24 protein-coding genes are annotated in these 22,296 nt (G+C 69.9%); 10 read left to right on the top strand and 14 right to left on the bottom strand.

Annotated features, from left to right (window positions below):
- Both AB0M56_RS06440 and AB0M56_RS06445 read left to right on the top strand, forming a co-directional pair.
- Window positions 1-1,131: a hypothetical protein gene (locus AB0M56_RS06440; protein ID WP_364171677.1), complete on the top strand. Its 1,131-nt coding sequence runs from the start codon at window positions 1-3 to the stop codon at window positions 1,129-1,131.
- A complete protein-coding gene (locus AB0M56_RS06445; RefSeq protein WP_364171679.1) occupies window positions 1,124-1,672 on the top strand; it encodes a hypothetical protein in 549 nt (182 codons plus the stop codon). Before AB0M56_RS06440 ends, AB0M56_RS06445 begins: the two co-directional genes overlap by 8 nt.
- A gap of 167 nt (window positions 1,673-1,839) precedes the next feature.
- Here the strand turns inward: AB0M56_RS06445 and AB0M56_RS06450 are convergent, their stop codons facing one another.
- On the bottom strand, window positions 1,840-2,100 hold the full coding sequence (locus tag AB0M56_RS06450) for a DUF397 domain-containing protein (RefSeq protein WP_364171681.1): 261 nt from the start codon (window positions 2,098-2,100) through the stop codon (window positions 1,840-1,842).
- A gap of 523 nt (window positions 2,101-2,623) precedes the next feature.
- Between AB0M56_RS06450 and AB0M56_RS06455 the strand changes: the two genes are divergently transcribed.
- Window positions 2,624-2,878, top strand: a complete 255-nt coding sequence (locus AB0M56_RS06455; protein WP_285970871.1) for a hypothetical protein — start codon at window positions 2,624-2,626, stop codon at window positions 2,876-2,878.
- A 62-nt stretch (window positions 2,879-2,940) separates the two neighbouring features.
- Here AB0M56_RS06455 and AB0M56_RS06460 read toward each other — a convergent pair whose 3' ends face one another.
- Entirely contained in the window at window positions 2,941-3,789 is an 849-nt protein-coding gene (locus AB0M56_RS06460) for an SAM-dependent methyltransferase (protein WP_364171683.1), read from the bottom strand.
- 170 nt (window positions 3,790-3,959) lie between these two features.
- Here AB0M56_RS06460 and AB0M56_RS06465 point away from each other — a divergent pair, with 170 nt between their 5' ends.
- Window positions 3,960-5,114, top strand: coding sequence for a glycosyltransferase (locus AB0M56_RS06465; protein ID WP_364171685.1), 1,155 nt, complete (start codon window positions 3,960-3,962; stop codon window positions 5,112-5,114).
- Here the strand turns inward: AB0M56_RS06465 and AB0M56_RS06470 are convergent.
- Entirely contained in the window at window positions 5,071-5,928 is an 858-nt protein-coding gene (locus AB0M56_RS06470; protein ID WP_364171687.1) for a helix-turn-helix transcriptional regulator, read from the bottom strand. The genes AB0M56_RS06465 and AB0M56_RS06470 overlap by 44 nt on opposite strands.
- 273 nt (window positions 5,929-6,201) lie before the next feature.
- Here AB0M56_RS06470 and AB0M56_RS06475 point away from each other — a divergent pair, with 273 nt between their 5' ends.
- Window positions 6,202-7,119 carry an MBL fold metallo-hydrolase gene (locus tag AB0M56_RS06475; protein ID WP_364171689.1) on the top strand — a complete coding sequence of 306 codons (918 nt, stop codon included), beginning with the start codon at window positions 6,202-6,204 and terminating at the stop codon, window positions 7,117-7,119.
- A 3-nt stretch (window positions 7,120-7,122) separates the two neighbouring features.
- Here AB0M56_RS06475 and AB0M56_RS06480 read toward each other — a convergent pair whose 3' ends face one another.
- Window positions 7,123-7,920, bottom strand: coding sequence for an SDR family NAD(P)-dependent oxidoreductase (locus tag AB0M56_RS06480; protein ID WP_364171691.1), 798 nt, complete (start codon window positions 7,918-7,920; stop codon window positions 7,123-7,125).
- 104 nt (window positions 7,921-8,024) lie between these two features.
- On the opposite strand from AB0M56_RS06480, the gene AB0M56_RS06485 reads away from it, so the two are divergent.
- Together AB0M56_RS06485 and gndA are read left to right on the top strand one after the other, a co-directional pair.
- Complete coding sequence (locus AB0M56_RS06485) at window positions 8,025-8,585, top strand: PadR family transcriptional regulator (RefSeq protein ID WP_364171693.1); 561 nt, start codon at window positions 8,025-8,027, stop codon at window positions 8,583-8,585.
- Between the two features lie 74 nt (window positions 8,586-8,659).
- On the top strand, window positions 8,660-10,096 hold the full coding sequence (gene gndA / locus AB0M56_RS06490; protein WP_364171695.1) for an NADP-dependent phosphogluconate dehydrogenase: 1,437 nt from the start codon (window positions 8,660-8,662) through the stop codon (window positions 10,094-10,096).
- A gap of 47 nt (window positions 10,097-10,143) precedes the next feature.
- Here the strand turns inward: gndA and AB0M56_RS06495 are convergent, their stop codons facing one another.
- The 9 genes from AB0M56_RS06495 to AB0M56_RS06535 form a co-directional block, all read right to left on the bottom strand.
- Entirely contained in the window at window positions 10,144-10,668 is a 525-nt protein-coding gene (locus AB0M56_RS06495) for a hypothetical protein (RefSeq protein WP_364171697.1), read from the bottom strand.
- 66 nt (window positions 10,669-10,734) lie between these two features.
- Entirely contained in the window at window positions 10,735-11,466 is a 732-nt protein-coding gene (locus AB0M56_RS06500) for a Clp protease N-terminal domain-containing protein (RefSeq protein ID WP_364171699.1), read from the bottom strand.
- A gap of 56 nt (window positions 11,467-11,522) precedes the next feature.
- Complete coding sequence (locus AB0M56_RS06505) at window positions 11,523-12,338, bottom strand: MerR family transcriptional regulator (protein ID WP_364171701.1); 816 nt, start codon at window positions 12,336-12,338, stop codon at window positions 11,523-11,525.
- A 490-nt stretch (window positions 12,339-12,828) separates the two neighbouring features.
- Window positions 12,829-14,004, bottom strand: coding sequence for a 4-hydroxybenzoate 3-monooxygenase (locus AB0M56_RS06510; RefSeq protein ID WP_364171703.1), 1,176 nt, complete (start codon window positions 14,002-14,004; stop codon window positions 12,829-12,831).
- 26 nt (window positions 14,005-14,030) lie between these two features.
- The gene (locus AB0M56_RS06515) at window positions 14,031-15,266 is read right to left on the bottom strand and encodes an FAD-dependent oxidoreductase (RefSeq protein ID WP_364171705.1); all 1,236 of its coding nucleotides are present in this window, start codon (window positions 15,264-15,266) and stop codon (window positions 14,031-14,033) included.
- On the bottom strand, window positions 15,263-15,586 hold the full coding sequence (locus AB0M56_RS06520; RefSeq protein WP_364171707.1) for a 2Fe-2S iron-sulfur cluster-binding protein: 324 nt from the start codon (window positions 15,584-15,586) through the stop codon (window positions 15,263-15,265). Before AB0M56_RS06520 ends, AB0M56_RS06515 begins: the two co-directional genes overlap by 4 nt.
- A gap of 5 nt (window positions 15,587-15,591) precedes the next feature.
- The gene (locus AB0M56_RS06525) at window positions 15,592-16,758 is read right to left on the bottom strand and encodes a cytochrome P450 (protein ID WP_364171709.1); all 1,167 of its coding nucleotides are present in this window, start codon (window positions 16,756-16,758) and stop codon (window positions 15,592-15,594) included.
- Window positions 16,759-16,843: 85 nt separating this feature from the next.
- Window positions 16,844-17,635 (bottom strand): IclR family transcriptional regulator, encoded by a 792-nt coding sequence (locus tag AB0M56_RS06530; RefSeq protein ID WP_354873146.1) that lies wholly within the window; start codon window positions 17,633-17,635, stop codon window positions 16,844-16,846.
- A gap of 103 nt (window positions 17,636-17,738) precedes the next feature.
- Window positions 17,739-19,079: a nucleobase:cation symporter-2 family protein gene (locus AB0M56_RS06535; protein WP_364171711.1), complete on the bottom strand. Its 1,341-nt coding sequence runs from the start codon at window positions 19,077-19,079 to the stop codon at window positions 17,739-17,741.
- Window positions 19,080-19,158: 79 nt separating this feature from the next.
- On the opposite strand from AB0M56_RS06535, the gene AB0M56_RS06540 reads away from it, so the two are divergent.
- On the top strand, window positions 19,159-20,277 hold the full coding sequence (locus AB0M56_RS06540; RefSeq protein WP_364171713.1) for a 5-methyltetrahydropteroyltriglutamate--homocysteine S-methyltransferase: 1,119 nt from the start codon (window positions 19,159-19,161) through the stop codon (window positions 20,275-20,277).
- Complete coding sequence (locus AB0M56_RS06545) at window positions 20,274-20,591, top strand: NIPSNAP family protein (RefSeq protein WP_364171715.1); 318 nt, start codon at window positions 20,274-20,276, stop codon at window positions 20,589-20,591. Before AB0M56_RS06540 ends, AB0M56_RS06545 begins: the two co-directional genes overlap by 4 nt.
- 84 nt (window positions 20,592-20,675) lie before the next feature.
- On the opposite strand, the gene AB0M56_RS06550 is transcribed toward AB0M56_RS06545, so the two are convergent.
- On the bottom strand, window positions 20,676-21,281 hold the full coding sequence (locus AB0M56_RS06550; RefSeq protein WP_364171717.1) for a hypothetical protein: 606 nt from the start codon (window positions 21,279-21,281) through the stop codon (window positions 20,676-20,678).
- A 136-nt stretch (window positions 21,282-21,417) separates the two neighbouring features.
- Between AB0M56_RS06550 and AB0M56_RS06555 the strand changes: the two genes are divergently transcribed.
- Window positions 21,418-22,206 carry a rhomboid-like protein gene (locus AB0M56_RS06555; protein WP_364171719.1) on the top strand — a complete coding sequence of 263 codons (789 nt, stop codon included), beginning with the start codon at window positions 21,418-21,420 and terminating at the stop codon, window positions 22,204-22,206.
- The last annotated feature ends 90 nt before the right edge of the window (window positions 22,207-22,296 follow it).

Raw genomic sequence — 22,296 nt, forward strand, 5'->3', positions numbered from 1 at the left:
ATGGATCTCACCGCGTCGGGGGCCCGGGTGGTCACCGCGACGAGAAGGCCGGGGCTGGCGCCCGCGTGCACGGTGCTCGCGGGTTCGGTGATCTCGATGGTCGGGCTCACCTGGGACGTGCAGTGGCACGACGACGTCGGCCCGGACACGTTCTTCACGCTGCCGCACCTGTTCCTGTACTCGGGCAGCGCGATCGTCGGGCTCGCGAGCCTGGCCGTGGTGCTGCTGACCACGGCCGCGCAACGCGCCGGGCGGCCGGTGGACCCGCGCATCGGCGGGCGCGCGATCGGCGTGTTCGGCCGGACGTTCGCGGCGCCGGCGGGCTACCTCGTGTCCGGCGTCGGCGCCGCGTTGTTCCTGCTCTACGGGCTGTGGGACCAGTGGTGGCACGGACTGTACGGCTTCGACGCCGTGATCGACTCGCCGCCGCACATCGGGCTGCTGCTCTCGGTGACGCTGTCGATCATCGGCACCACGATGGTCTTCGCGGCCGCGCGGGAGCACCGCTGGGGGCGGATCGGGGTGTTCGGCTCGCTGGCCGTGCTGATCGCGTTCAGCGCTGTGACGGCGCTGGGCCTGCAGCAGGTGGACCTCGACCCGGTGGAGGCGACGTCGGTGGGGTCGGCGCTGTTGTCCGTGCTGCTCGTCTTCGCCGGCGCCGGGTTCCTGCGCCGGCCGGCTGGCGCCGTGGCGACAGCGGCGATCCTGGCCGTGATCCAGGCCGTCTTCTGGTGGTTCTCGCCGTGGGCCGCGCGCTCGTACGCCGATCTCGTCGGGCTACCGGTGCGCGACTACGTGAGCGGCGTGCCCGACATGCCCGCACTGATGCCGATGGCGCTCCTGCCGGTGGCCGCGTTGGTCGAGGCCTACCTGCTCCTCGCGCGACGACGAGGCTGGCAGCTGGGCCGCGTGCCCGCGCTCGCGGGCGGGCTGGCCGGGCTGCTGGTCGGCGCGACCCTGCTGGTGCAGCGCGGCTTGGTCTACTCCGGTCACGTCGGTGACCTCACGGCGGTTCTCGCGACCGGCCTCGCCGCCGGCGTGCTGGGTTTGGCGGGCGGCTTCGCGGGCTGGCGCTTCGGCGGCATGCTCCGCCTGCTCGCCCCGGCTTCGGAGGTGCAGACCCATGCGTAAGACACTGCTGGCACTGGGCGCGGTCATCGGCCTGCTGCTCGCCACCGCGCTGCCGGCCAACGCGTACGAGCCGGTGAACATCGTCCACACCGAACGCGTGCAGGCCGGGCCCTACGGCCTCACCGTCGGCTTTTCGACGTGGCCCCTGCGGGCCATGCAGTCACTCGACTTCACCTTCATCCCCGACGGCGGGATCGGCACCAAAACGGGCACGCTCGCCATGCACAACCCGTCGGTCGCCGCGTTCCAACGGCCGCAGCCGCTGGCGCGCCACCCGCGGAAGCGCGAGGCCTGGGGTCTGGACATCCGCGCCCTGCCGACGGAAGGCACGTGGGCGTTCCACTTCACGATCAACGGCCCCCAGGGCCAGGGCACGGGCGAGCTGAAGAGCCTGCCGGTGCTGGCACAGCCGGGACCGCCGATGGGGCTGAGCTGGGCGATCAGCAGCCTGCCGTTGGTCGGCCTGGTGGTGCTCGTGGTCATCGCCTGGCGCCGCACGCGAGGCCGGCTGCGCGGCGGCGGGGTTCCGGCCGCCGCTTGATGCGGTTCCGGCCGGGGGTACCGATGAGGTGCTCCCGGCCGGTTGATCACCAGCCCTCTCCCGCTGACCACCCTGGGTCAGCGCAACTCACTCGTTCGAGTGACAGTTGGTGAACCATTCACGTCAAGGCCCGTATGCGGACTCTTGCGCAAATCGCGAACCGCGCGTCAAGCGCCGGGCGGCAGGTCGAACTGCCCGGCCTTCACCGCCACCAGGAACGCCTCCCACTCGCCCCGGTCGAACACGAAGACCGGACTGGACGCGAGCTTCGTGTCGCGGACGCCGACGAGGTCGGAACGGCCCAGGTTGACCTCGACGCAGCTGCCGCCGTTGGGCTCACTGGCGAACGACTTCTCCCAGGCAGCGTCCTCGAACAGCCCCTCGGCCTTGCCCGGGTCGTAATCCTGGAGCGACGGATAATCCGTCATGGGTCGTACCTCCGAGCCTCCTGCAGGGCGTGCGGTCGCCACGCACGTCCCCGGCTTCTTTCTGTCACTACGGAGCAAACCGCAGGGCCAAGCGGGTGATCAACTCGACCCGATCTCGACATGAAGATTATTCCAGGAGTAGGATTAATCGCATCGATCGGGGCGTCGGTGGTGGGTGAATGGCTTGCTGCATTCGGCCCAGCCCGCCAACGGAGCCCACGAACCGTCGCCGACCTCGGGGGGAGGGACCGCGTGATCATCCAGGACAGCATGACGGCGAACGTGCTCATGACGGGCAGGCTCGCTCCCGGCAGGGCCGGCGAATCCCGCCGTGTCGTGCACGTGTTCGAGGTGGACACAGCCGGTTCTTCCACTGTGGTGCTCGCGCGCTGCGGGGAATCACTTCCCCGGACGCACGTCGAGTGGCTGGCGCCGGGTGTGGGCATGCCGTGCGAAAGCTGCCTCGGTCTCGCCGGAGCGGATCTGCCCCGGTCACCGCTATCGGAACTAGGGGTGTGATCTCATGGCCGTCCGGCTCACCACGCTCTTCCGCCGTGAGGATGAACACACCCACGGCCGGCGTGGGATCAACCACGAGCTGCGGAGCCGCTTCGGCTTCAGCCTGATCCAGGCACCGCTGCGCAGCCCGGTCACCTGGGACACCGATCTCGACGTGCCCGCCCCACGCCAGCCGGACCTGGTCCGCGCCACGAGGCCGCTGGAGGCGCGCGTCGACCTCGCACCACTCGTCCACGGACTGGGCCCGTCCCGCGCGTAGGCGCGACACAGACCACCGAACCAGCGCGCCCCGGGTCACCCTCCCGGGGCGCGCTTTCGTCGTTACGGCTTCCGTCCCACGGCGCAGATGCCGCCGCTGAACGACGGGTCGGCAGCCATGCGGTCGCTGTTGCGCGACTCGCCTTCCTCCGGCCGCCACTCCGAAACCCAGACCACCCCGGGGTCCACGAGCTCCAGACCGTCGAAGAACTCCGCGAACTCCGCGCGCGAGCGGAAGTGGATCGGGGTGCTGGACTGCTTGTACTGCTCGTGGATCGACTCGCGGCTGTCGCCGTCGGACTCCGGCACGCCGTCGAGCGTGATGTGCGAGGCCATGAAGAACGAGCCGGAAGGCACGAGCGAGAGGTACTTGCGCACCATCTCGTGCGCCCCCTCCTCGCGGCCGATGAAGTACAGGACGCCGGACATGATCAACCCGATCGGGCGCTTCGGGTCCAGCACGCCGGTGTCGAGCGCACGCGGCCAGATGTCCCCCGGGTGGCGCAGGTCGCCCTGCAGCACCGCGTGCCGGTCGGCGACGCCCTCGCGCTCCAGCAGGATCTGCGAGTGGGCGACGGCCACGGGCTCGTTGTCCACGTACACGCACCGCGCGTCGGGGTTCACCGACGTGGCGATCTGGTGAACGTTGCCCGCCGTGGGCACACCGGAGCCGAGGTCGAGGTACTGGTCGATGCCGTTGCGCGCCATGTAGCGCACGGTGCGGCCGAGCAGCTCGCGCCCGGACTTCGCGATCGTCTTGATCATTGGAAAGGTCTGGACCGCGCGTTCGCCGAACTCGCGGTCGATGGCCCAGTTGGCCGTGCCGCCGAGGAACCAGTCGTAGATACGGGCCGCGTTGGGCCGATCGAGGTCGATGCCCTCAGGGGCTTCGGGATCCGGTACCTGTGTCATCAGCTGTCCCTTTCCGACCCGCGGTGTGCTGGTGCGGACCAGTCTGCCGATCTCCCGGCGCGTCCCGCAGCCGACCCCCGATCAGGTGACACCCGATCGGGGCTTGTGATGACGAGAACCCAGGAAAAACGACGAGACCGGCCCCGTCGTCAACCACTATTTTGCCGGGAATGCGCTTCCTCTTCACCTTCGTCGGCGGCCCCGGCCACTTCGATCCGACGGCGCCCGTCGCGCGGGCCGCCGCGGCGCGCGGGCACACCGTCGCCGTGGCGGGGGCGGGCAGCCACGTTCCGGCGATCGAGCGCGCAGGGTTCACGACGCTGGCCACGAGCGCCCCCAGGGCCGACGTGGCGCCGGTGCGCGAGCCACTGCCGCCCGTCGACCCGGCGCGCGACGATTGGGAGATCCGGGAGCTCTTCGCCCGCCGTGCCGGCCGTGAGCGCGCCGCCGCGTTGCTGGACATCATCCGCGACTGGCGGCCCGACGTCGTGATCCGCGACGAGGTCGATTTCGGCGCCGCGATCGCCGCCGAACGGCTGGGTGTGCCATGCGTGAACGTCCTCGTGCTGGCCGCGGGAACGTTGCTGCGCAAGGACCTCGTGGCCGAACCATTGCACGAGATCCGCGCCGCGCACGGCCTGCCGGCGGACCCGGAGCTGACGATGCTGGAGGGGCAGCTCGTACTGTCGCCGTTCCCGCCGTCGGTTCGCGACCCGGCCTCGCCGTTACCGCCCGGCGCGTTCTCCTTCCGCCAGGGCGACCCGATCCCGCCGCGGCCACCGCACGAGCCGCCCGGCGTGTACTTCACGCTCGGCACGGACTTCAACACCGCGTCCGGCGACCTCTTCGAACGCGTGCTGGCGGGGCTCGCGCGGCTGACCGCGAACGTGACCACCACCGTCGGCACCCAGCTCGACCCGGCCGTCTTCGGGCCGCAACCCGCGCACGTGCGCGTCGAACGCTTCGTGCCCCAAGCCGAGCTGCTGCCGTCGATCGATCTCGTGGTGTCCCACGGCGGGTCCGGCAGCCTGCTGGGCGCGCTGGCCCACGGCCTGCCGTCGCTCGTGTTCGCCATGGGCGCCGACCAGCCCGGCAACGCCCGCCAGGCCAACCGGCTCGGCACCGGCGTCGCGCTGGACCCGGAAACCGCGACACCGGACGAAATCCACGAAACGGCCGTGCGGCTGCTCACCGAACCGCGGTGGCGCGAGACGGCTCAGCGCGTGCAGGAGGAGATCAACGGCCAGCCCGGCGCGGCAGAAACCGTGCCATTGCTGGAAATCACTGCGACATCTGCGCCCGGTAGCCCTCGGCGAGCTCCTTGAGGAACTGCCGCGTCTCGGCGCGCTCCAGCGCCGCACCGCGCAGCCGGTCCCACGAGTCGACGAAGATGTTGAAGTCCTTGACGTCGTCGAGGTAGAGCCCGCCCGCGGAGTGTTCGATGTAGACGAAGTCCCGTGTGCGGTCGGGGAAGCGCATGATCGTGAAGTCGTTGGGCACCGCGGCGAGCTTCGCGCCGAAGGGCAGCACGTGCACGTACACGCGGGGGTAACGGTCGAGCGCCAGCATGTGCTCGACCTGGTCCAGCATCACGGCCGGGGCCGACCCGCCGGGAGCGCGGCGCAGCGCGCCCTCGCTCACGATGAACCGGTAGTACGGCGGCTGCTGCTGGTCGAACACGGCCTTGCGGTCGAGCCGGTTGCGCACCAGCGACGTGACGTCGGTCGCACCCGCCTCCGTGAACTGCTTGAGCATGTAGTGCTCGGACTGCAGCGGGCCCGGGATGCGCTCACCGTGCCAGGTGAGGATCTCCGCGGCGGCCGGCTCGAGGTCGGTGAAGGTGCGGAACCAGTGCGGCACCACCGAGCGGTAGCCCGACCAGTGGCCGCGCTGCCCGGCGGCGGCGCGGGCCAGGTTCATCAGGGTGTCGGCTTCTTCGCCGTTGATCCCGAACGCGTTCAGCATCGATCGCACATCTCCGAGCTTGACCCCCACTGCTCCGGACTCGATCTTGTTGACCTTGCCCTGGGTGCAGCCGAGAACTTCGGCGACCTGCTGCTGTGTCATCCGCGCGGCGTTTCGAGCATGCCGGAGCTCGTTTCCGAGCTGCTTCCGGCGCGAGGTGACGGTGCTCGCCATCAGCCTTGCTCTCCCGGACCACTAACCGCCGTAGCGGTCTCTCGACCACTGCCGACGCGCGAACGTTCGAACCACCCAGGTTAGTACCTTTACCCAACGGGGTTCGATGATGACACCGCGCAGCGTTCCAGGAAATGATCCGAAAAGCCAGTCACCCCGGGTGTCACTCGCCTGGACCAGGCCATCCAGCGCCTTTTGGACACTGCCACTGCTCCATCCGGACTACTTCGCCCGTGGTTCCGCGGCGCTGGGCTCTGCGGCATAGTGGCGGACGTGATCGATCGCTCCCCCGGCGCCGCGAAGGTCGAGCGCCTCGCAGACGGTGTCTTCGGCTACGTGCAGCCCGACGGTTCCTGGTTCATCAACAACTGCGGGTTCGTCGCGGCCGGCGACCACACCGTGCTCATCGACACGTGTGCCACCGAACGGCGCACGCGCGCCCTGCTGGCCACCGCGGAGGCCACGACGGGACCCGTCACGACGCTCGTGAACACCCACCACCACTCCGACCACACCAACGGCAACTACCTCGTCGGCGGCGCGACGATCATCGGCCAGCGCAAGACGCGCGACGCGATGCTCGCCGCCGGCATCGAGACCTACGACGGCGTGCTCGTCGGCAACGACTGGGGCCACCTGGAGCTGCGCGCGCCCGACGTCGTGTTCGACGACCGGCTGACCGTCCACGCGGGCGACACCGCGATCGAGCTCGTGCACCCCGGCCACGCCGCCCACACCACCAACGACGTGCTCGCCTGGCTGCCCGAGCAGCGCGTGCTGTTCGCGGGTGACCTGGTTTTCCACGGCGGCAGCCCGTTCGCGTTGATGGGCTCGGTCGCCGGCTGGCGCGCGGCGCTCGACGTGATCCGCGAGCTGGAGCCGGCGCTGATCCTGCCCGGCCACGGCGGCCCGTGCGGACTGGAGACGGTGGACGTCGTCGACGCGTACCTGAAGTTCGTGCAGGAGACGGCCGAACGCGGCAAGGCGGCCGGCCTTTCCCCGTTGCAGCTGGCGAAGGAGACCGACCTCGGGACCTTTTCGGACTTGTCCGAAAAGGAACGGCTGGCCGGCAACCTGCACCGCGCGTACGCCGAGCTGGACGGTGCGGAGTGGGGCGCGCCGATCGACCTGGTCGCCGCGATCACCGACATGGTCGCCTACAACGGCGCGCCCATCCGCTGTTTCTCCTGACGTTCACAGGAAAGACGCGAGCATCTCCGCGGTGGCCTCACGCAGCCGTGCGCGCGTCGCGAGGTCGTAGGTCCCTTCGTGCGCGGGGGCCGGGTTCAGTCCGTCGAAGTACCGGCCACTGCGCTCGCCGGCCGCGCCGGTCGCCACGTTGAGCACGGCCTTCGCGCCGGTGCCGACGGTCGACATCGGCGGGATCAGCGACTCGCGGACCATGTGCGTGTTCATCAGCGACGCCGGGTGCACGCAGTTGACGGTGACGTCGCGGCCGTCGAGCTCCGCGGCGAGGTCGAAGGTGAACGCGGCGAGCGCGAACTTGCTGCGGAAGTACGCCTCCGAGCCGCGGTAGCCGCGATCCAGGCGCAGGTCCGCGAAGTCCACCGGCGCCTGGCCGACCGAGCCGACGTTGACGATCCGGGCGCCGGAGCCCAGCCCGGACAGCAGCCGCCGGGTGAGCAGCACCGGCGCGAGGTAGTTCACGGCCAGCCGCAGCTCATGGCCGTCGGCGCTGAGCTCCCGCTTGCGGTACGGCGGCCGGCCCGCGCCGACCCCGGCGTTGTTGACGAGCAACCCGACTTCGCCCACCTGCTCGGCGAGGTCGCGCACCTGCGCGAGCGAACCCAAGTCGACGAGGCACGCCTCGGCCTTGCCGCCCGCCTCGGCGATCCGCTCCACGACCGCGTTGGCGCGCTTGGCGTCGCGCCCGTGCACGACGACGTGCGCGCCCTGCTCCGCGAGCGCCAGGGCCACCGCGCGGCCGAGCCCGGCGGTCGCACCGGTCACCAATGCCTTCTGTTCCAGCATGAACGTCTCCACATGTACTCAAGGACATGTACCCCAGGACACGACGGATCTTCCACATGTCCCTAGGGACATGTTAAGGTAGGCTTCGCGCCGGAGGTGTCGCCTTGTCGTTGCGGTATGGGCTGCTCGGCCTGCTCGCCGAGGGGCCGGCCAGCGGCTACGACCTGGCCCGGCGGTTCGAAGAGGCGCTCGGCCCGGTGTGGCCGGCGCAGCACCCGAAGATCTACGCCGAGCTGTCCCGGCTGGCCGAGGCCGGCTTGATCGAGGTCGACAGCCACGGCCCGCGCGGGCGCAAGGCGTACCGGATAACCGAGACCGGGCTCACTGCCGTGCGTGCGTGGTTGGCCGCAGGCGAGGTCGACCACACGTTGCGCACGGAGTCGGTGCTGCGGTCGTTCTTCTTCTGGCTGATGGAGCAGGACGACCTGACCGAGCACCTGCGTCGCGAGCACGAGTTCTTCAGCGGCACCGCCGAAACCATGCGTGCCTACGCGGCGGCCAAGGACCGCAGTGACTTCGGCACGAGCCCGCAGACCAAGGCGATGCGCGTGGCCGTGGAGGCGGCGATCCGGATCTACCAGGCGATGGCCGACTGGGCCGAGTGGGCACAGACCGTGCCCCCGGCGACAACGGCCGAGGACGGGCCATTCCCGAACTCCCGGTGAATGTTCTCGCAGGTTCGCCGCGGCCCGAACGACGCTAGGCTCGCACCGGAGAAGAGACTTCTGAAAGGGTTCGGATGAGCAAGAAGGCGAGCATCGGGGTCACCGGCTTGGCGGTCATGGGCCGCAACCTGGCGCGGAACCTGGCCCGGCACGGGCACACGGTCGCCCTGCACAACCGCTCCGAGGCGCGGACGCGCACGCTCGTCGAGCAGTTCGGCGACGAGGGCGACTTCATCCCGGCGTACTCCGCGCAGGAGTTCGTCGACGCGCTGGAGCGGCCGCGGCAGATCGTGATCATGGTGCAGGCCGGTGGGCCCACCGACGCCGTGATCGAGGAGTTCGCACCGCTGCTGGAGCCGGGCGACGTGATCGTCGACGCCGGCAATGCGCACTTCGCCGACACCCGCCGCCGCGAAGCCGCGCTGCGCGAGCGCGGGCTGCACTTCGTGGGCACGGGCGTGTCCGGCGGCGAGGAGGGCGCGCTCAACGGCCCGAGCATCATGCCGGGTGGGTCGAAGGAGTCGTACGAGTCGCTCGGCCCGCTGTTCGAGGACATCTCGGCCAAGGTCGAGGGCGAGCCGTGCTGCACGCACATCGGCGCGGACGGCGCGGGCCACTTCGTGAAGATGGTCCACAACGGCATCGAGTACGCCGACATGCAGCTGATCGCGGAGTCGTTCGACCTGCTGCGCGGCGCCGCCGGCTATTCGCCCGCGGAGACCGCCGACGTGTTCTCGACGTGGAACACCGGCCGGCTCGAGTCGTACCTCATCGAGATCACCGCCGAGGTGCTCAAGCACGTCGACGGTTCGGGCAAGCCGTTCGTCGACATCGTCGAGGACGCGGCGGAGCAGAAGGGCACGGGCCGCTGGACCGTGCAGATCGGTCTCGACCTGGGTGTGCCGATCAGCGGCATCGCCGAGGCCGTGTTCGCGCGTTCGCTCTCGGGCTCGAAGCCGCTTCGCGCGGCCGCCCGCGGGCTGGCGGGGCCGGCGCGTACGCCGCTGAAGGGCGCCGCACTGGAGACGTTCGCCGACGACGTCGAGCAGGCGCTGTACGCGTCGAAGGTCGTCGCGTACGCGCAGGGCTTCAACCAGATCCAGGCCGGCGCCACGGAGTACGGCTGGGACATCGACCTGGGCGCCGTCGCGTCGATCTGGCGCGGGGGCTGCATCATCCGCGCGAAGTTCCTGAACGACATCACCGCGGCCTACGCCGAGGACCCGGCTCTCCCGACGCTGCTGACCGCGGGCGCGTTCCGGAAGGCCGTCGAGGACGCGCAGGATTCCTGGCGTTCGGTCATCTCCACGGCGGTGCAGCTCGGCATCCCGACGCCGGGCTTCTCCACCGCGCTCGCCTACTACGACGGCCTGCGCGCCGACCGGCTGCCGGCCGCGCTGGTGCAGGGTCAGCGTGACTTCTTCGGTGCGCACACGTACCGGCGGGTGGACCGCGAGGGTTCGTTCCACACGCTGTGGGCCACGGATTCCCGTGACGAGGTCGGTGCTTGATCTTTTGCTGAAGGGACCCCCGCCGTTTCTCGGCGGGGGTCCCTTTTTCATTGCGTGTACTGGGTGAGCCAGGGCGGGACCTGCGGGCGGCGGTAGGTCTTGAGGTCGTCGCGGTAGTGCTGCGGCGGCAGGAGCTGGTGCGGCGGGAAGGGTTCGTCGCCGTAGTCGTAGGTGACGCTGAGCTGACCGCTGTTGAGGACGCTGAGGATCAGGCGCCACCACGGACCGGCGGACATCTGCGCGGCGACGTGGCGCTGGTTGCGCAGCATGGCCGTGATGGGCTCGGGGACGTAGACGTCCTGGTGCTGGTTGCCGGCGAAGAAGCGCAGGAGCGCGATTTCCGCGGAGACGGTGAAGGAGAACTCGGCGGAGAACCATTCCCAGCCTTGCGGGCCGAGAAGTGCCAGCTGTTGCACGATCGGCTCCAGCAGGCGGCTGGCTTCGGCGGCGAGGGTTTCGTCGTTGTCCGGCGGCGGGGTGTCCACGATTTCGAAGCTCTGGATGGCGGGAGGGCCGTCGCCTTGGGCGTCTTCGAACGCCTGGCGGAACTCTTCCATGAACCGGTCGGCCATCGCGCCAGCCTAGGGGTCAGACGGTCGCCGCCACCAGAGCTAGGGCAACGACGACCGCCTGGGCATTCACTGCCCTCGCGCGGCCAGGATTTCGGCCAGGGCTTCGCGGATCTTCGCCTCCGCCGGCTCCTTCGTGATGCCCAGCCCGGCGAGCACCTCATAGCCGGCGCCTTCGCCCTGCTCCAGGATCGCCAGCAGGATGTGCTCGGTGCCGATGTAGTTGTGGCCGAGGCGCAGGCCTTCGCGCAGGGTCAGCTCGAGCGTCTTCTTACCGGCCGCGGTGAACGGCATGGGGTCCGGCACCGGGTCGACGGGCTCGGGCAACCGCGCCTGCGCCGCTTCCTTCACGGCGTCGAGGCTCGCACCCTGGAACACCATGATCCCGGCGGCCAGCGCGGCCGGTTCGGTGAGCAGCCCGAGCACCAGGTGCACGGTGTCGATGCCCGGGCTCTTGGCGTCCTTGGCCGCCTGCTGCGCCGCCACGACGACGTGCCGCGCGCGATCGGTGTAGCGGCCGTAGAGGCGCTCGATCATCCCGCCCGGATCACCTCCCGGGTCCACCTTCGGCACGAACCTCTTCTGAGCCGCCTGCTTCGAGACACCCATGCTCGTGCCGATGTCCGTCCACGAAGCGCCGGACCGCCGCGCCTGGTCCACGAAGTGCCCGATGAGGTGATCGGCGAGCTCCCCGAGGTGCTCCCCCATGTACACGGCATCCGACAGCTGCGCGAGGGCGTCCTTGTCGTTGTTCGCCTTGATGGCGCTGATGAGGTCGTCGAGCTTTACTGGGTAGGTCATGGCGTCAACTGTAGGTTGACGATCTCCCATCGTCAACCCTGGGTTGACGATGTCCGTCAGACGGCCGAGACCGGGATCTGCAACTCGGTCACCCAGCCCGTCTCGTCGCCGTCGGTGTGCAGGTAGACCTCGCGCGCGTGGCCCGGTTCGGCGCGGTAGCCGTTGTCGTCGATCCAGCGCGCGAGGGCCTGGTACGACTCGGCGATGGTGGCCATCGTGCCGCGGTGGACGAGCGTCGCGGCGCGGGCGAGGCTCGGCAGCTCCACCTCGTCCAGCCCGGTGCCCTCCGGCGACCCGACGTAGGGCGCGCAGGCCTGCACGTGCACCCGATCGTCGGCCGGCTCGTACCAAGCGATGGCCGGCCCGGCGAACTTCAAGCCCGCACGCTCCATCCGTTCCGCGAGACTCGCGCACAGCCCGCCGACGACGGGCCCGATGTCGTCGTACTCGAACGACTCGGCAATCCCGCCGACCGCAACAACGCGAGCACCCTCGACCGGCTTGACCACAACGTCCACTTCGGACATGGTGTCCTCCACTTCGATCAACCGGAGCCTCGCCTCGACGCGCGCCAGCCGCGCCGTCTCCGCCGCGACCCGCTCCGCCAGCTCCCCGCGGCGCAACCTGAGCATCCCGCGCAGCTGCTCCGCGCTGGGCCGCTCGTCGAGCACCTCGGCGACCTGCTTGAGCCCGATGCCGAGATCACTCAACGCCAGGATGCGGTTGAGCCGCGCGAGCTGGTCCGCCGCGTAGTAGCGGTACCCACTGTGCGGATCCACCCGCGCCGGCCTCAGCAGCCCGAGCGCGTCGTAGTGCCGCAACATCCGCACGGACACGCGGCCGACCTTGGCGAACTCTCCGATGCTGAACATGACACCACCTACGTTCGGGTCTCACACGGTGTCAGAGTCAAGCGCGCTTGGCGGGTGGTTCGCAATCGGTGCGACTTGGGGGCGCCGGCGGTCCTCTCGCGTCCGGAGCCCCGGCCCGAACGGTCCCCTCGCATGCAGAGCCCCGACCCGAACGGTCCCCTCGCGTCGTTCGCCAGCGCGCGACAGGTCCCTTCGCACCCCGGGGCAGGATAAATGGTCCCGCTGTGCCCGCACCGCCGCGCGAAACGTCCAGTCGCGCCTCAGCCGTGACACGAGCGGTCCAGTCGCGCAAACTCCACCGCACGAAAGGTCCACTCGTGGCATCGCGGCGGTCCGGCCGGTCCAGTCGCAGCGGCACTACACGGAGGTCCCTCCGCACCGTCGCGGCAGCGCGAAAGGTCCACTCGCACCAGCGCCGGCGCGCGAGCAGTCCACTCGCGACCTCAGCGTGGCGCGAAAGGTCCACTCGCCCGCCGGCGAGACTGAAGCGTCACGCCGCGAACGGCAACCCCACGTAGTTCTCCGCCACGCTCGTCGCCGCGGCGCGCGACGAAGCCGTGTAGCGAAGTTGCGAGAGCTGCAGCCGGCGGGCGAAAGCGTCGGCGCCCGGGTCGACGTGGAGCATGGTCGTCATGAACCAGGAGAAGTGTTCGGCGCGCCAGACGCGGCGGAGGCACGTGTCGGAGTAGGCATCGGCCAGGGAAGGGTCGCCCTTGAGCAGGGTGACCAGAGCGCGGGAGAGCACGCGGACGTCGGCGACGGCGAGGTTCATGCCCTTGGCGCCGGTCGGCGGCACGATGTGGGCGGCGTCGCCGGCGAGGAAGAGCCTGCCGTGGCGCATGGGTTCGGCGACGAAGCTGCGCATGGGCGTGATGCCCTTGTCGAGGATCGGGCCTTCGCGCAGGGTGAACTCGCCGTCGACCGCCAGGCGCACGGACAGCTCGGACCAAATGCGGTCGTCGGACCAGGCCGCGAGGTCCTCGTGAGGGTCGACCTGCAGGTAGAGGCGCGTGATTTCCGGCGAGCGCATGCTGTGCAAGGCGAAGCCACGTGGGTGATGCGTATAAATCAGCTCCTCGTGCGAAGGCGGCGTCTGCGCCAGAACACCCAGCCACGCGAAGGGGTATTCGCGCTCGAAGAACTGCAACACACCGTCCGGAATGGACGGACGAGACACGCCGTGGAAACCGTCGCAGCCGACGATGGCGTCGCATTCGAGAACCTGCGAAGCACCAGCGGAATCCACATACCGGACCACTGGCCGAGGTGTGTCCACATCAGACACGGCGACGTCCGAAACCTCGAACTCCAATGGCAAAGCCTGACGCTCATGCGCGTCCACGAGGTCCTTGACGATCTCCTGCTGCCCGTACACCGTGATCGACCGACCGGTGAGCTCGGTCAGCGCGATGCGGTGGTCCTGGCCGTCGAACCGCAGCGAAAAACCCTCGTGCGGCAGGCCTTCCCGGGCCAGCCGGTCGCCGAGCCCGATCTCCGTCAACAGCTCGACCGTCGGTTGTTCGCAGACCCCCGCGCGCACGCGTTGCCGCACGTACTCGCGGTCGCGCGCCTCCAGTACGACGGCGTCCACGCCTTCGGAGTGGAGCAGGTACGAAAGCAGCAGACCGGCCGGGCCGGCGCCGATCACAGCGACCTGGGTGCGCAACGGGGGTACCTCCGAACGAATAAACGTCAAGCCGCGGAACGCGACTTCACATGGGCTTTCAAATCGAACGAGCTGGCTTCGAGGTCGGCGTACGACGGGCGCAGCTCCGCCGTGAACAGCCGGCGCGCGGCGATGTGGTCGGGCGGGCGGTTCACGGACTCGACGGCGATCAGCACACCGTCGCGGAAGGACAGCACCGAAAACCGTCCCTCGGCCCGCTCGCCGGTCACCACGGTCTGGTCGGCGTTCGCGAGGATGCCGACGATCTGCAGCTTCGCGCCCGTCTGGTCGGTCCAGAACCACGGCAGGCTCTCATACGGCGCGGCGTCGCCGGTGATCGCGGCGGCGACGCATCGCGCCTGGTCAACGGCGTTCTGCACCGACTCCAGCCGCGTCGCCGCGCCCGCGTGGACGCACGGGAAGTTGGCGCAGTCGCCGATCGCGAAGATCTTCGGGTCCTCGGTGCGCAGGTGCTCGTCGACGACCACACCGTTGGTCACCGTCAGCCCGGCCTGCGAAGCGAGCGTCGTCTCGGGCACCACACCCACGGCGACCACCACCAGGTCGGCCGGCAGCCGCGAGCCGTCGGCCAGCTCCACGGACTCGACGTGGCCGGTGCCGTGCAGAGCCGTAACGCCTGTTCCGAGCAGCACAGTGTGCCCAGCCTTTTCGTGCAGCTCCTTGAAAAACGACGACACCTCGGGCGACGCCACGCGCGCCAGCAGCCGGTCCTGCGCCTCGACGACCGTCACCGGCCGGCCGGCGTGCGAAGCGAACTCGAGGCCGATGAAGCCGCCGCCGATGACCACGACGTTCGAAGCCCCTTCCAGGGAAGCCCGCAGCCGATCCGCGTCATCCCGCGTCCGCAGCATCAGCACGCCGTCGAGATTCGCGCCGGGCACCGGCAGCACCCGGTTCCGCGCGCCGGTGGCGAGCACGAGGTGGTCGTAGGAAAGCTTCTCGCCCGACTCGAGAACCACCCGCGAAACAGCCCGATCCACCGAAGCCACCCGCCCCGGCATGAGCTCGATGCCCTTCTCCGCGAAGAAGTCCTCCGGCCGCAGCCGCAGCTGCTCGTCGCCCGCCGTGCCCTTGAGGTAGGCCTTCGACAGCGGCGGCCGCTGGTACGGCACGCCCGGCTCGTCGCCGACCAGGACCACCCGACCGGTAAAGCCCTTGTCCCGCAACGAAGCCGCGGCCTGGAAACCGCTCTGGCCGCCGCCGGCGACGAGGACGGTCTCGGGCGAGGATCCTGTGGTCATAACTGCTCCTCCGGCAAGCGCAGGACCAGACCGTCGAGGTCCTCGGTCACCGGTAGCTGGCAGGACAGCCTGCTGGTGGCCGCCCTCGGGCTGGCCGTGCAGTCCAACATCTCCTCTTCATCTGAGCACAAGGGCCCAAGATCGTCGAGGCGCGCCGGGTCGACGTAGACGTGACAGGTCGCACACATGGCGTTACCGCCGCACTCGGCCACGATCCCGTCCACACCGTGGTCGATCGCCACCTGCATCAGGGAGTGACCGACGATGGCGTCGACGGTGCGGGAGGTCCCGTCGGGCTGTACGTAGGTGACCTTCGGCATCCCGCTCACCGGACCCGCACCGGTAGCGACGCGAGGCCGCGCAGCGTGTTGGAGAGCTGGAGCCGCGGCTCGCCGGCGAGCTCGATCGTCGTGACGCGCCGGGCCAGCTCTGCGAGCAGCACCTCGCCTTCGAGCCGCGCGAACATCTGGCCGACGCACGCGTGGACACCCGAGCCGAACCCGACGTGCCCGGCCGCGCGCCGCGTGATGTCGAACGTGTCCGCGTCGGGCCAGCGCCGCGGGTCGCGGTTGGCGGCCGCCAGGAAGAGCAGCACCTTCTCCCCCGCCGGGATCCGCTCGCCGCCGATCTCGACGTCGCGCGTGGTGGTGCGGAAGAACGTCTGCACCGGCGACGTGAACCGCACGACCTCTTCGAACGCCGCGCGCGAGCGTTCTGGCTTCTCGCGCAGGGCGGCCCACTGGTCGGGATACGACGCGAAGCACAGCACGGCGTTGCCCAGCGCGTGGACGGTCGTGTCGACGCCGGCGCTCAAGAAGGAGCGCACGAGCAGTGCGCGCTCTTCTTCGGTGAATTCTGAAGCGGCTTCGTGGATCCTCGCACCGAGCCCGCCCGGCGCGAGGTTCTCGGCGCGGCAGTGCTCGGCAATCCACTCGCGGGCCACCGCGCCGCGCTCCATGGCCTCGGTGAAGAGGTGGTTGCGGGGGCCGAAGCCGTTGAACACCAGGGCGCCGTACGGCAGGAGGTGCTCACGGCCTTCGGCGGGCAGGCCGACGGCGTCGGGGAACACCTTGAGCGGGAAGGCCTCCGCGAAGTCGGCAACAGCGTCGAACTCGCCGCGCTCGACCAGCGCGGCCACGAGCTTCTCCGCTTCACGCGCGAAGGTGTCCCGGTAGGTCTTCACGACCTTCGGTGTGAGCACGCTCGTCACGGTGTGGCGGGCCCGGTCGTGCTCCGGCGCGTCGGCCTCGAGCAGCAGGCTCGGCGGACGCCACGGCGTCTCCTTGCGGAAGTCGCTGAGCCCCACGCCGGCCGACGAGCAGAACGTCTCGGGATCGTTCAACGCCTGCGTGACCTCTTCGATACGGGCCATCGCCCACACGTCGTAGCGGCCGAGGCGCACGACGGGACCGGCGTCGCGCAGCCGGCGGTGCAGCGGCACGGGGTCGGCGAGGACTTCGTCGGAGAACGGGTCGTCGTCGAGGGTGATCACCGGGCCTCCTCACGTCGTCGGGATGGCCCTCAGGGTGCTGCGTCGGCGCCCTTCACCACACCCCAGCTTCCACTGGATGGAAGGTTCAATGCGTCTCGCGGTGTGCGTCTTCGGAAAGCCGCAGCGTGGCGCCGAGCGTCCGTGAAATACCGCGCGCCGCCGCCCGCACGGCCGGCACCAGCGTCAGCGGGTCCGTCCCCTCGGCCGGCACGACCACGGAAATCGACGCGACCACCGTGTCCGACGCGCCGTGCACCGCCGCCGCGACGGAGAGGGCGGGCAGCTCGATCTGGCCGTCACTCACCGCGTAGCCGTTGCGGCGGACGTCGGCGAGCACGCGGCGCAGCTGCTCGGGCGAGTGGATGGTTTTGCCGGTGTAGCGCTTGAGCGGCAGCCCGAGCACCTGCTCCTGCACCTCGGCCGGCGCGTGCGCGAGCAGCACCAGCCCCACCCCCGTCGCGTGCAACGGCAGCCGCCCGCCCACGCGCGAGATCACGTTCACCGCCCGGCGCCCGGAAAGGCGTTCGAGGTACACGACCTCGGCCCCGTCGAGCACGGCGAGCTGCACGTTCTGGTGCGTGGCCTCGTAGAGGTCCTCGAGGAACGGCATCGCGCTCTCCCGCAGCTGCGCCCCGTGCGGCGCGAGCGACGCCACCTCCCACAGCCACAGCCCCACGCGGAAGTGCCCCTGCTCGTCGCGCTGCAACGCCCCGCGCCGCACGAGCTCGCCCGCCAGCCGGTGCGTCGTCGACAACGGCAGCCCGGCCCGCCGGCTCAGCTCGGACAGCGTCAGCACCGGTCGCTCGGACGTGAACGCGCCCAGCACGTCCAACACCCGCTCCACGACCGACGGTGGCCGCTGCGCGTTGTGCCGCATGGGTATCAGTCAAGCACCCCTCGGCGGTGGGTGCCGCAGGTGAGCAGCGGGCGCGAGCGGCACGGCGCGCGCCCGGCCCGTCACACGCCCTCGGCCGTGGGTGCTACGGCGCCGACAGCAGATCCGGATCCTTCCTCGCCCCCAGGTGGTTGAACAGCAGGTTCAGCAGGAACGCCAGGATCGACGCCAGCGTGATCGGGCTGCCGCAGATGGTCTGGAGCCAGGCGGGGAAGTGCTGGAAGAAGATGGACGTGCCGAAGCGGTCGGTGGCGAAGGCGGGCAGGAGGCCGACGCCGAGGGCCACCGCGACGATGAACGTGTTGTGGTTGCCCGAGAACTCCACCTTCTTGAGGTTCTGCACGCCCACCGCGGCCACCATCGCGAACATGACCACCGCGACGCCGCCGACGACCGGCTCGGGGATCGCGGCGATGGCGGCGCCGACCTTCGGGACCAGTCCCATCACCACGAGCAGGCCGCCCGTCACGGCGACGACCCAGCGGCTGCGCACGCGTGTCATCTGGACGAGGCCGACGTTCTGGGCGAACGCGGTGTCGGGGAAGGAGTTCATGAAGCCGCCGAGGATCGCCGACAGGCCGTCGGTGGCGAGGCCGCGGGCGACGTCCGCGCCGGTGGCCGGGCGGCCCGTGATCTCGCCGACGGCGATCATGTCAGCGGTGGACTCGGTGAACGTCACCAGCATGACCACGCACATCGACAGCACGGCGGCGATCGGGAAGGTCGGCGCGCCGAAGTGCAGCGGGGACGCGAGCCCGAACCAGCTCGCCTGCCCCACGCCGCCGAACTGCGTCAGGCCAAGGGGAATCGCCACGATGAGGCCGACGGCGAGCGCCACCAGCGGCGCGATCTGCGCGACGAATCCGCGCAGCACCCGCGTGAGGAGCACGATCAGCGCCACCACGCCGAGGGCGATGGCGAGGTGCGACGGGGTGGCGTAGTCGGGTGCCTCCGTGTCGTGGCCGGCGATCATCGCGGCGCCCGGGCCGAGCAGCGAGACGCCGATGACCAGCAGCAACGTGCCCGAGACCAGCGGCGGGAAGAACCGGATCATCTTCGCGAACGGCCGCGCCAGCAGGAGCCCGAACACACCCGAGGCGATCATCGAGCCGTACACCGCGGTGAGGCCGTACTGCGAGGCGATCAGGATCATCGGGTTGACCACGGTGAACGTCGCGCCCGCGACCACCGGCAGCCGCACGCCGATGAGCTTGCCGATGCCGATGGACTGGACCAACGTGGCGATACCGGCCACGAAGAGGTCTGCGTTGACCAGCAACGCGATCGTCGCCGCGTCGAGCTTCAGGGCGCTGCCGACGATCAGCGGCACGGCGACCGACCCCGTGTACATGATCGCCATGTGCTGCAGGCCGAGCAGGAGCAGCCGCCCGGCGGGCAGGCCTTGGTCGACCGGGTGTTTGGTCATGGGGGCAGCCCTTTCACGCGGATCCGATCGCGCATCTTCTCACGACGCATACCGCCGGTTTGTGTGTGACGATGCGAGGATGACTCCGCGTCCCCCCTTCCGCGCCGATCACGTCGGGAGCCTGCTGCGGCCGCCGGTTCTGCGCGATGCCCGCCGCCGGCACACCGCGGGTGAGATCACCGCCGAACAGCTGAAGGCCGTCGAAGACGACGCGATCCGCGACGTGATCAAGATGCAGAAGGTCGCCGGCCTGTCCTCGGCCACCGACGGCGAGTTCCGCCGCGCGTCGTGGCACATGGACTTCATCTACTCGATCGGCGGCATCTCGCAGAGCGACGAGCGTCTGCACGTGAAGTTCCACAACCTCGCGGGCGACCTCGAGTTCAGCCCGCCCGGCCTGCAGGTCGACGGCCGCGTTCGGCTGGACCAGCCGATCTTCGCCGAGCACTTCGAATTCCTGAAGTCCCACGTGGACTCCGGCATCACGCCGAAGCTCACGATCCCGTCGCCGAGCATGATCTACTACCGCGGCGGCCGGGCGGCGGTGAGCGAGACCGTGTACCCGGATCTGGAGGAGTTCTTCGCCGACCTGGCCACGGCGTACGCGGCGCAGCTGACGGCGATGGGCGAGCTCGGCTGCACGTACCTGCAGCTCGACGACACCAGCCTCGCGTACCTGAACGATCCGGCGCAGCGTGAGCTCGTCGCGCGCATGGGCGGCGACCCGGACACCCTGCACCTGCGCAACATCCAGCAGATCAACGCGGCGCTGCGCGGCCGGACCGAGGGCATGAGCGTGACGACCCACCTGTGCCGCGGCAACTTCCGCTCGTCGTGGGCGGCTTCGGGCAGCTACGAGTTCGTGGCCGAGGCCCTCTTCGGCGAGCTCGGCGTCGACGGCTTCTTCCTTGAATTCGACGACGAACGCTCCGGCGGCTTCGAACCGCTGCGCTTCGTGCCGCCGGGCAAGCGCGTGGTGCTCGGGTTGGTGACCACGAAACGCCCCGAGCTGGAAGACGCGGACGATCTGGTGCGCCGCATCGAGGAAGCCTCGCGGTTCGTCGACATCGACCAGCTCTGCCTTTCGCCGCAGTGCGGCTTTTCCTCCACGGAGGAGGGCAACGAGCTCACCGCGGACGACCAGCTGCGCAAGCTCGAGCTCATCGTCTCGACCGCAGAACGAGTGTGGGGCCGGTGATCACCTGCGTGGTCGACTACGTCATCGATCCCGCGAAGCTCACCGAGTTCGAACGCTTCGCGCAGGCGTGGATGCGCCTGGTCACCCGCGAGGGCGGCGTGCACCACGGCTACTTCCTGCCCGCAGAGGGCGCGAGTGACGAGGCCAGGGCGTTGTTCAGCTTCGAAAGCCTTGCCGCGTACGAGCAGTACCGCGCGCTATTCGGCGTCGACCCGGACTTCATCGCGGCCGACCGCATCCGCGACGAGTCGGGCTGCGTCGTGCGGTACCGCCGCAGCTTCATGCGCCCGCTGATGCCGGACGACGACAGGTGACCCACGAGCGGCGCCGGATTCCGGGCACCGCAACACTTCCCGCGCCACGGGGTTTCGAAGTCGGACGCGTCGGAGCAGCCGGACTCAAATGCAGAGGATACCCAGCACGCACGGCCGGTTGGGCTTCGTCGTGGTCGAGGGGGGCGGAGGCGGCGGCTGGTTGTCCGACGAGGCACCACCCGAGCCGGGCTGAGTGGCGGTGGGTGAGGTCGGCGAGTCGGAGCCGCTGGTCGTGGTGCCGGAGTCGCTGCTCGACGTCGTGCCGGGCTCTCCGCCGCCGCGCGGGTTGAGCGGGTCGATGATGGACGTGATCTTCGGGGCGCTGGGCTCGGTGGTCTCGTCGTCACTCGACGAGCCGGAGTCCGAGTCCTGACCCTCGCCGGACCCCGCGATCGTGGCCGGTGGCGGGCTCGACTCCGAGACGCCACCCGCACCGTCGGTGCGGTCGGGCATCTCGATGACCTTCATCTCGGTGAGGCGCGTGGCCTCGTCGTTCGCCGTAGTGCCGAACGACACCAGGATCGCCGCGGCGCCACACCCGACGACCACGGCCACCATCACCGCGACCATGCGCCAGCGCGAGCGCGAAGGCGGTGGCAGACGTTCGCCCCAACCTTCGCGCACGAGTAGTTCGGCGACCGAAACCTCTTCGTCCACCAGCGGGCCTTTCACCAGGAGTGGGCCATTCATACCGCACCAGGCCACCGAACGGGTGAATAATGACAGAAAGTTCTACGCAGTGTGCGTCACTCTAGCGGGTGAGAATCACAGCGCTTTCACAGCTGCCCTTAGCGAAACTCCCAGGATGCCCGGAGAGCCTGGAGTAATGCTGCTGCGAGCCCGACAGCCGGTCACCCTCCGAGACTGGTGGACCCACCGGCTCGTGGGCGAGGCCGCGCCTGCCCGGGTGACGCTGACCTGGCGAGCGGTGGCCCGCAGCTTTGCGCGGGCGCTGCCGACCCCGCGGTCCACACCGTTCACGTTCGGTTACCTCATCGTCCTGCTCGGCACCACGCTCGTGCTGCGCTTCGCCGACCCGGTCGTCACGGCGAAGCTGCTGCAGCTCTCCAGCACCGACGCCCACAACCTCTGGCGCCGCCCCCTCGTCTCCCTCCTCAGCAGCGCGCTGTGGCTCGAAGACGGCGGCTGGCTCGCCTACGCGATCATCTTCACCATTGCCCTCGCCCCGCTCGAACGCCGATTCGGGCCGGGCCGCACGGCGATCGTGTTCTTCAGCGGCCACGTGCTGGCCACGCTCGCCACGGAAGTGCCCGTGATGCTGCTGATCAGCGGCGGTGTGCTGCCGACGACCGCGAGCCGCTGGCTCGACATCGGCGTGAGCTACGGCTTCTTCACCACGGCGGGCGCGCTCGCCTTCCTGCTGCGCGGCCGGCCGCGGGTCGTCGCGCTGGTGGTGATGGAGCTGTTCATCGCGGCAGTCTGGGTGTTCGATTCGCCCGGCAGCCTCGATTCCGTCGTCACCGTGCTCGGCCACGCGTGCGCGGCGCACTTCGGCCTCTTCTACTGGGGTCCGCGGCTTCGCAACTCCGCGAACCGGCGTCTGCCGGGCGCGACACCGACGGAATTCGCGAAGCCGGGCCCCGACGGCACGTGATATACGAAGGTTCCCCGGCGCATATACACGACAGATCCCTTGGTGGTGTAATCGACGGGCCACACGCCGACACAGGGGGACCGGACGCAC

Source organism: Amycolatopsis sp. NPDC051372 (genome assembly GCF_040682095.1).
Classification (GTDB): domain Bacteria; phylum Actinomycetota; class Actinomycetes; order Mycobacteriales; family Pseudonocardiaceae; genus Amycolatopsis.

What these genes read in the sequence shown, in the direction of transcription:
- gndA (WP_364171695.1), top strand. Translation starts at nt 8,660, where the DNA reads ATGAGCAAGAAGGCGAGCATCGGGGTCACCGGCTTGGCGGTCATGGGC.
- AB0M56_RS06450 (WP_364171681.1), bottom strand. Translation starts at nt 2,100, where the DNA reads ATGACGGATTATCCGTCGCTCCAGGATTACGACCCGGGCAAGGCCGAG.
- AB0M56_RS06520 (WP_364171707.1), bottom strand. Translation starts at nt 15,586, where the DNA reads ATGCCGAAGGTCACCTACGTACAGCCCGACGGGACCTCCCGCACCGTC.
- AB0M56_RS06445 (WP_364171679.1), top strand. Translation starts at nt 1,124, where the DNA reads ATGCGTAAGACACTGCTGGCACTGGGCGCGGTCATCGGCCTGCTGCTC.
- AB0M56_RS06540 (WP_364171713.1), top strand. Translation starts at nt 19,159, where the DNA reads ATGACTCCGCGTCCCCCCTTCCGCGCCGATCACGTCGGGAGCCTGCTG.
- AB0M56_RS06470 (WP_364171687.1), bottom strand. Translation starts at nt 5,928, where the DNA reads ATGGCGAGCACCGTCACCTCGCGCCGGAAGCAGCTCGGAAACGAGCTC.
- AB0M56_RS06550 (WP_364171717.1), bottom strand. Translation starts at nt 21,281, where the DNA reads ATGAATGGCCCACTCCTGGTGAAAGGCCCGCTGGTGGACGAAGAGGTT.
- AB0M56_RS06500 (WP_364171699.1), bottom strand. Translation starts at nt 11,466, where the DNA reads ATGACCTACCCAGTAAAGCTCGACGACCTCATCAGCGCCATCAAGGCG.
- AB0M56_RS06440 (WP_364171677.1), top strand. Translation starts at nt 1, where the DNA reads ATGGATCTCACCGCGTCGGGGGCCCGGGTGGTCACCGCGACGAGAAGG.
- AB0M56_RS06460 (WP_364171683.1), bottom strand. Translation starts at nt 3,789, where the DNA reads ATGACACAGGTACCGGATCCCGAAGCCCCTGAGGGCATCGACCTCGAT.
- AB0M56_RS06515 (WP_364171705.1), bottom strand. Translation starts at nt 15,266, where the DNA reads ATGACCACAGGATCCTCGCCCGAGACCGTCCTCGTCGCCGGCGGCGGC.
- AB0M56_RS06530 (WP_354873146.1), bottom strand. Translation starts at nt 17,635, where the DNA reads ATGCGGCACAACGCGCAGCGGCCACCGTCGGTCGTGGAGCGGGTGTTG.
- AB0M56_RS06535 (WP_364171711.1), bottom strand. Translation starts at nt 19,079, where the DNA reads ATGACCAAACACCCGGTCGACCAAGGCCTGCCCGCCGGGCGGCTGCTC.
- AB0M56_RS06505 (WP_364171701.1), bottom strand. Translation starts at nt 12,338, where the DNA reads ATGTTCAGCATCGGAGAGTTCGCCAAGGTCGGCCGCGTGTCCGTGCGG.
- AB0M56_RS06455 (WP_285970871.1), top strand. Translation starts at nt 2,624, where the DNA reads ATGGCCGTCCGGCTCACCACGCTCTTCCGCCGTGAGGATGAACACACC.
- AB0M56_RS06495 (WP_364171697.1), bottom strand. Translation starts at nt 10,668, where the DNA reads ATGGCCGACCGGTTCATGGAAGAGTTCCGCCAGGCGTTCGAAGACGCC.
- AB0M56_RS06555 (WP_364171719.1), top strand. Translation starts at nt 21,418, where the DNA reads ATGCTGCTGCGAGCCCGACAGCCGGTCACCCTCCGAGACTGGTGGACC.
- AB0M56_RS06480 (WP_364171691.1), bottom strand. Translation starts at nt 7,920, where the DNA reads ATGCTGGAACAGAAGGCATTGGTGACCGGTGCGACCGCCGGGCTCGGC.
- AB0M56_RS06465 (WP_364171685.1), top strand. Translation starts at nt 3,960, where the DNA reads ATGCGCTTCCTCTTCACCTTCGTCGGCGGCCCCGGCCACTTCGATCCG.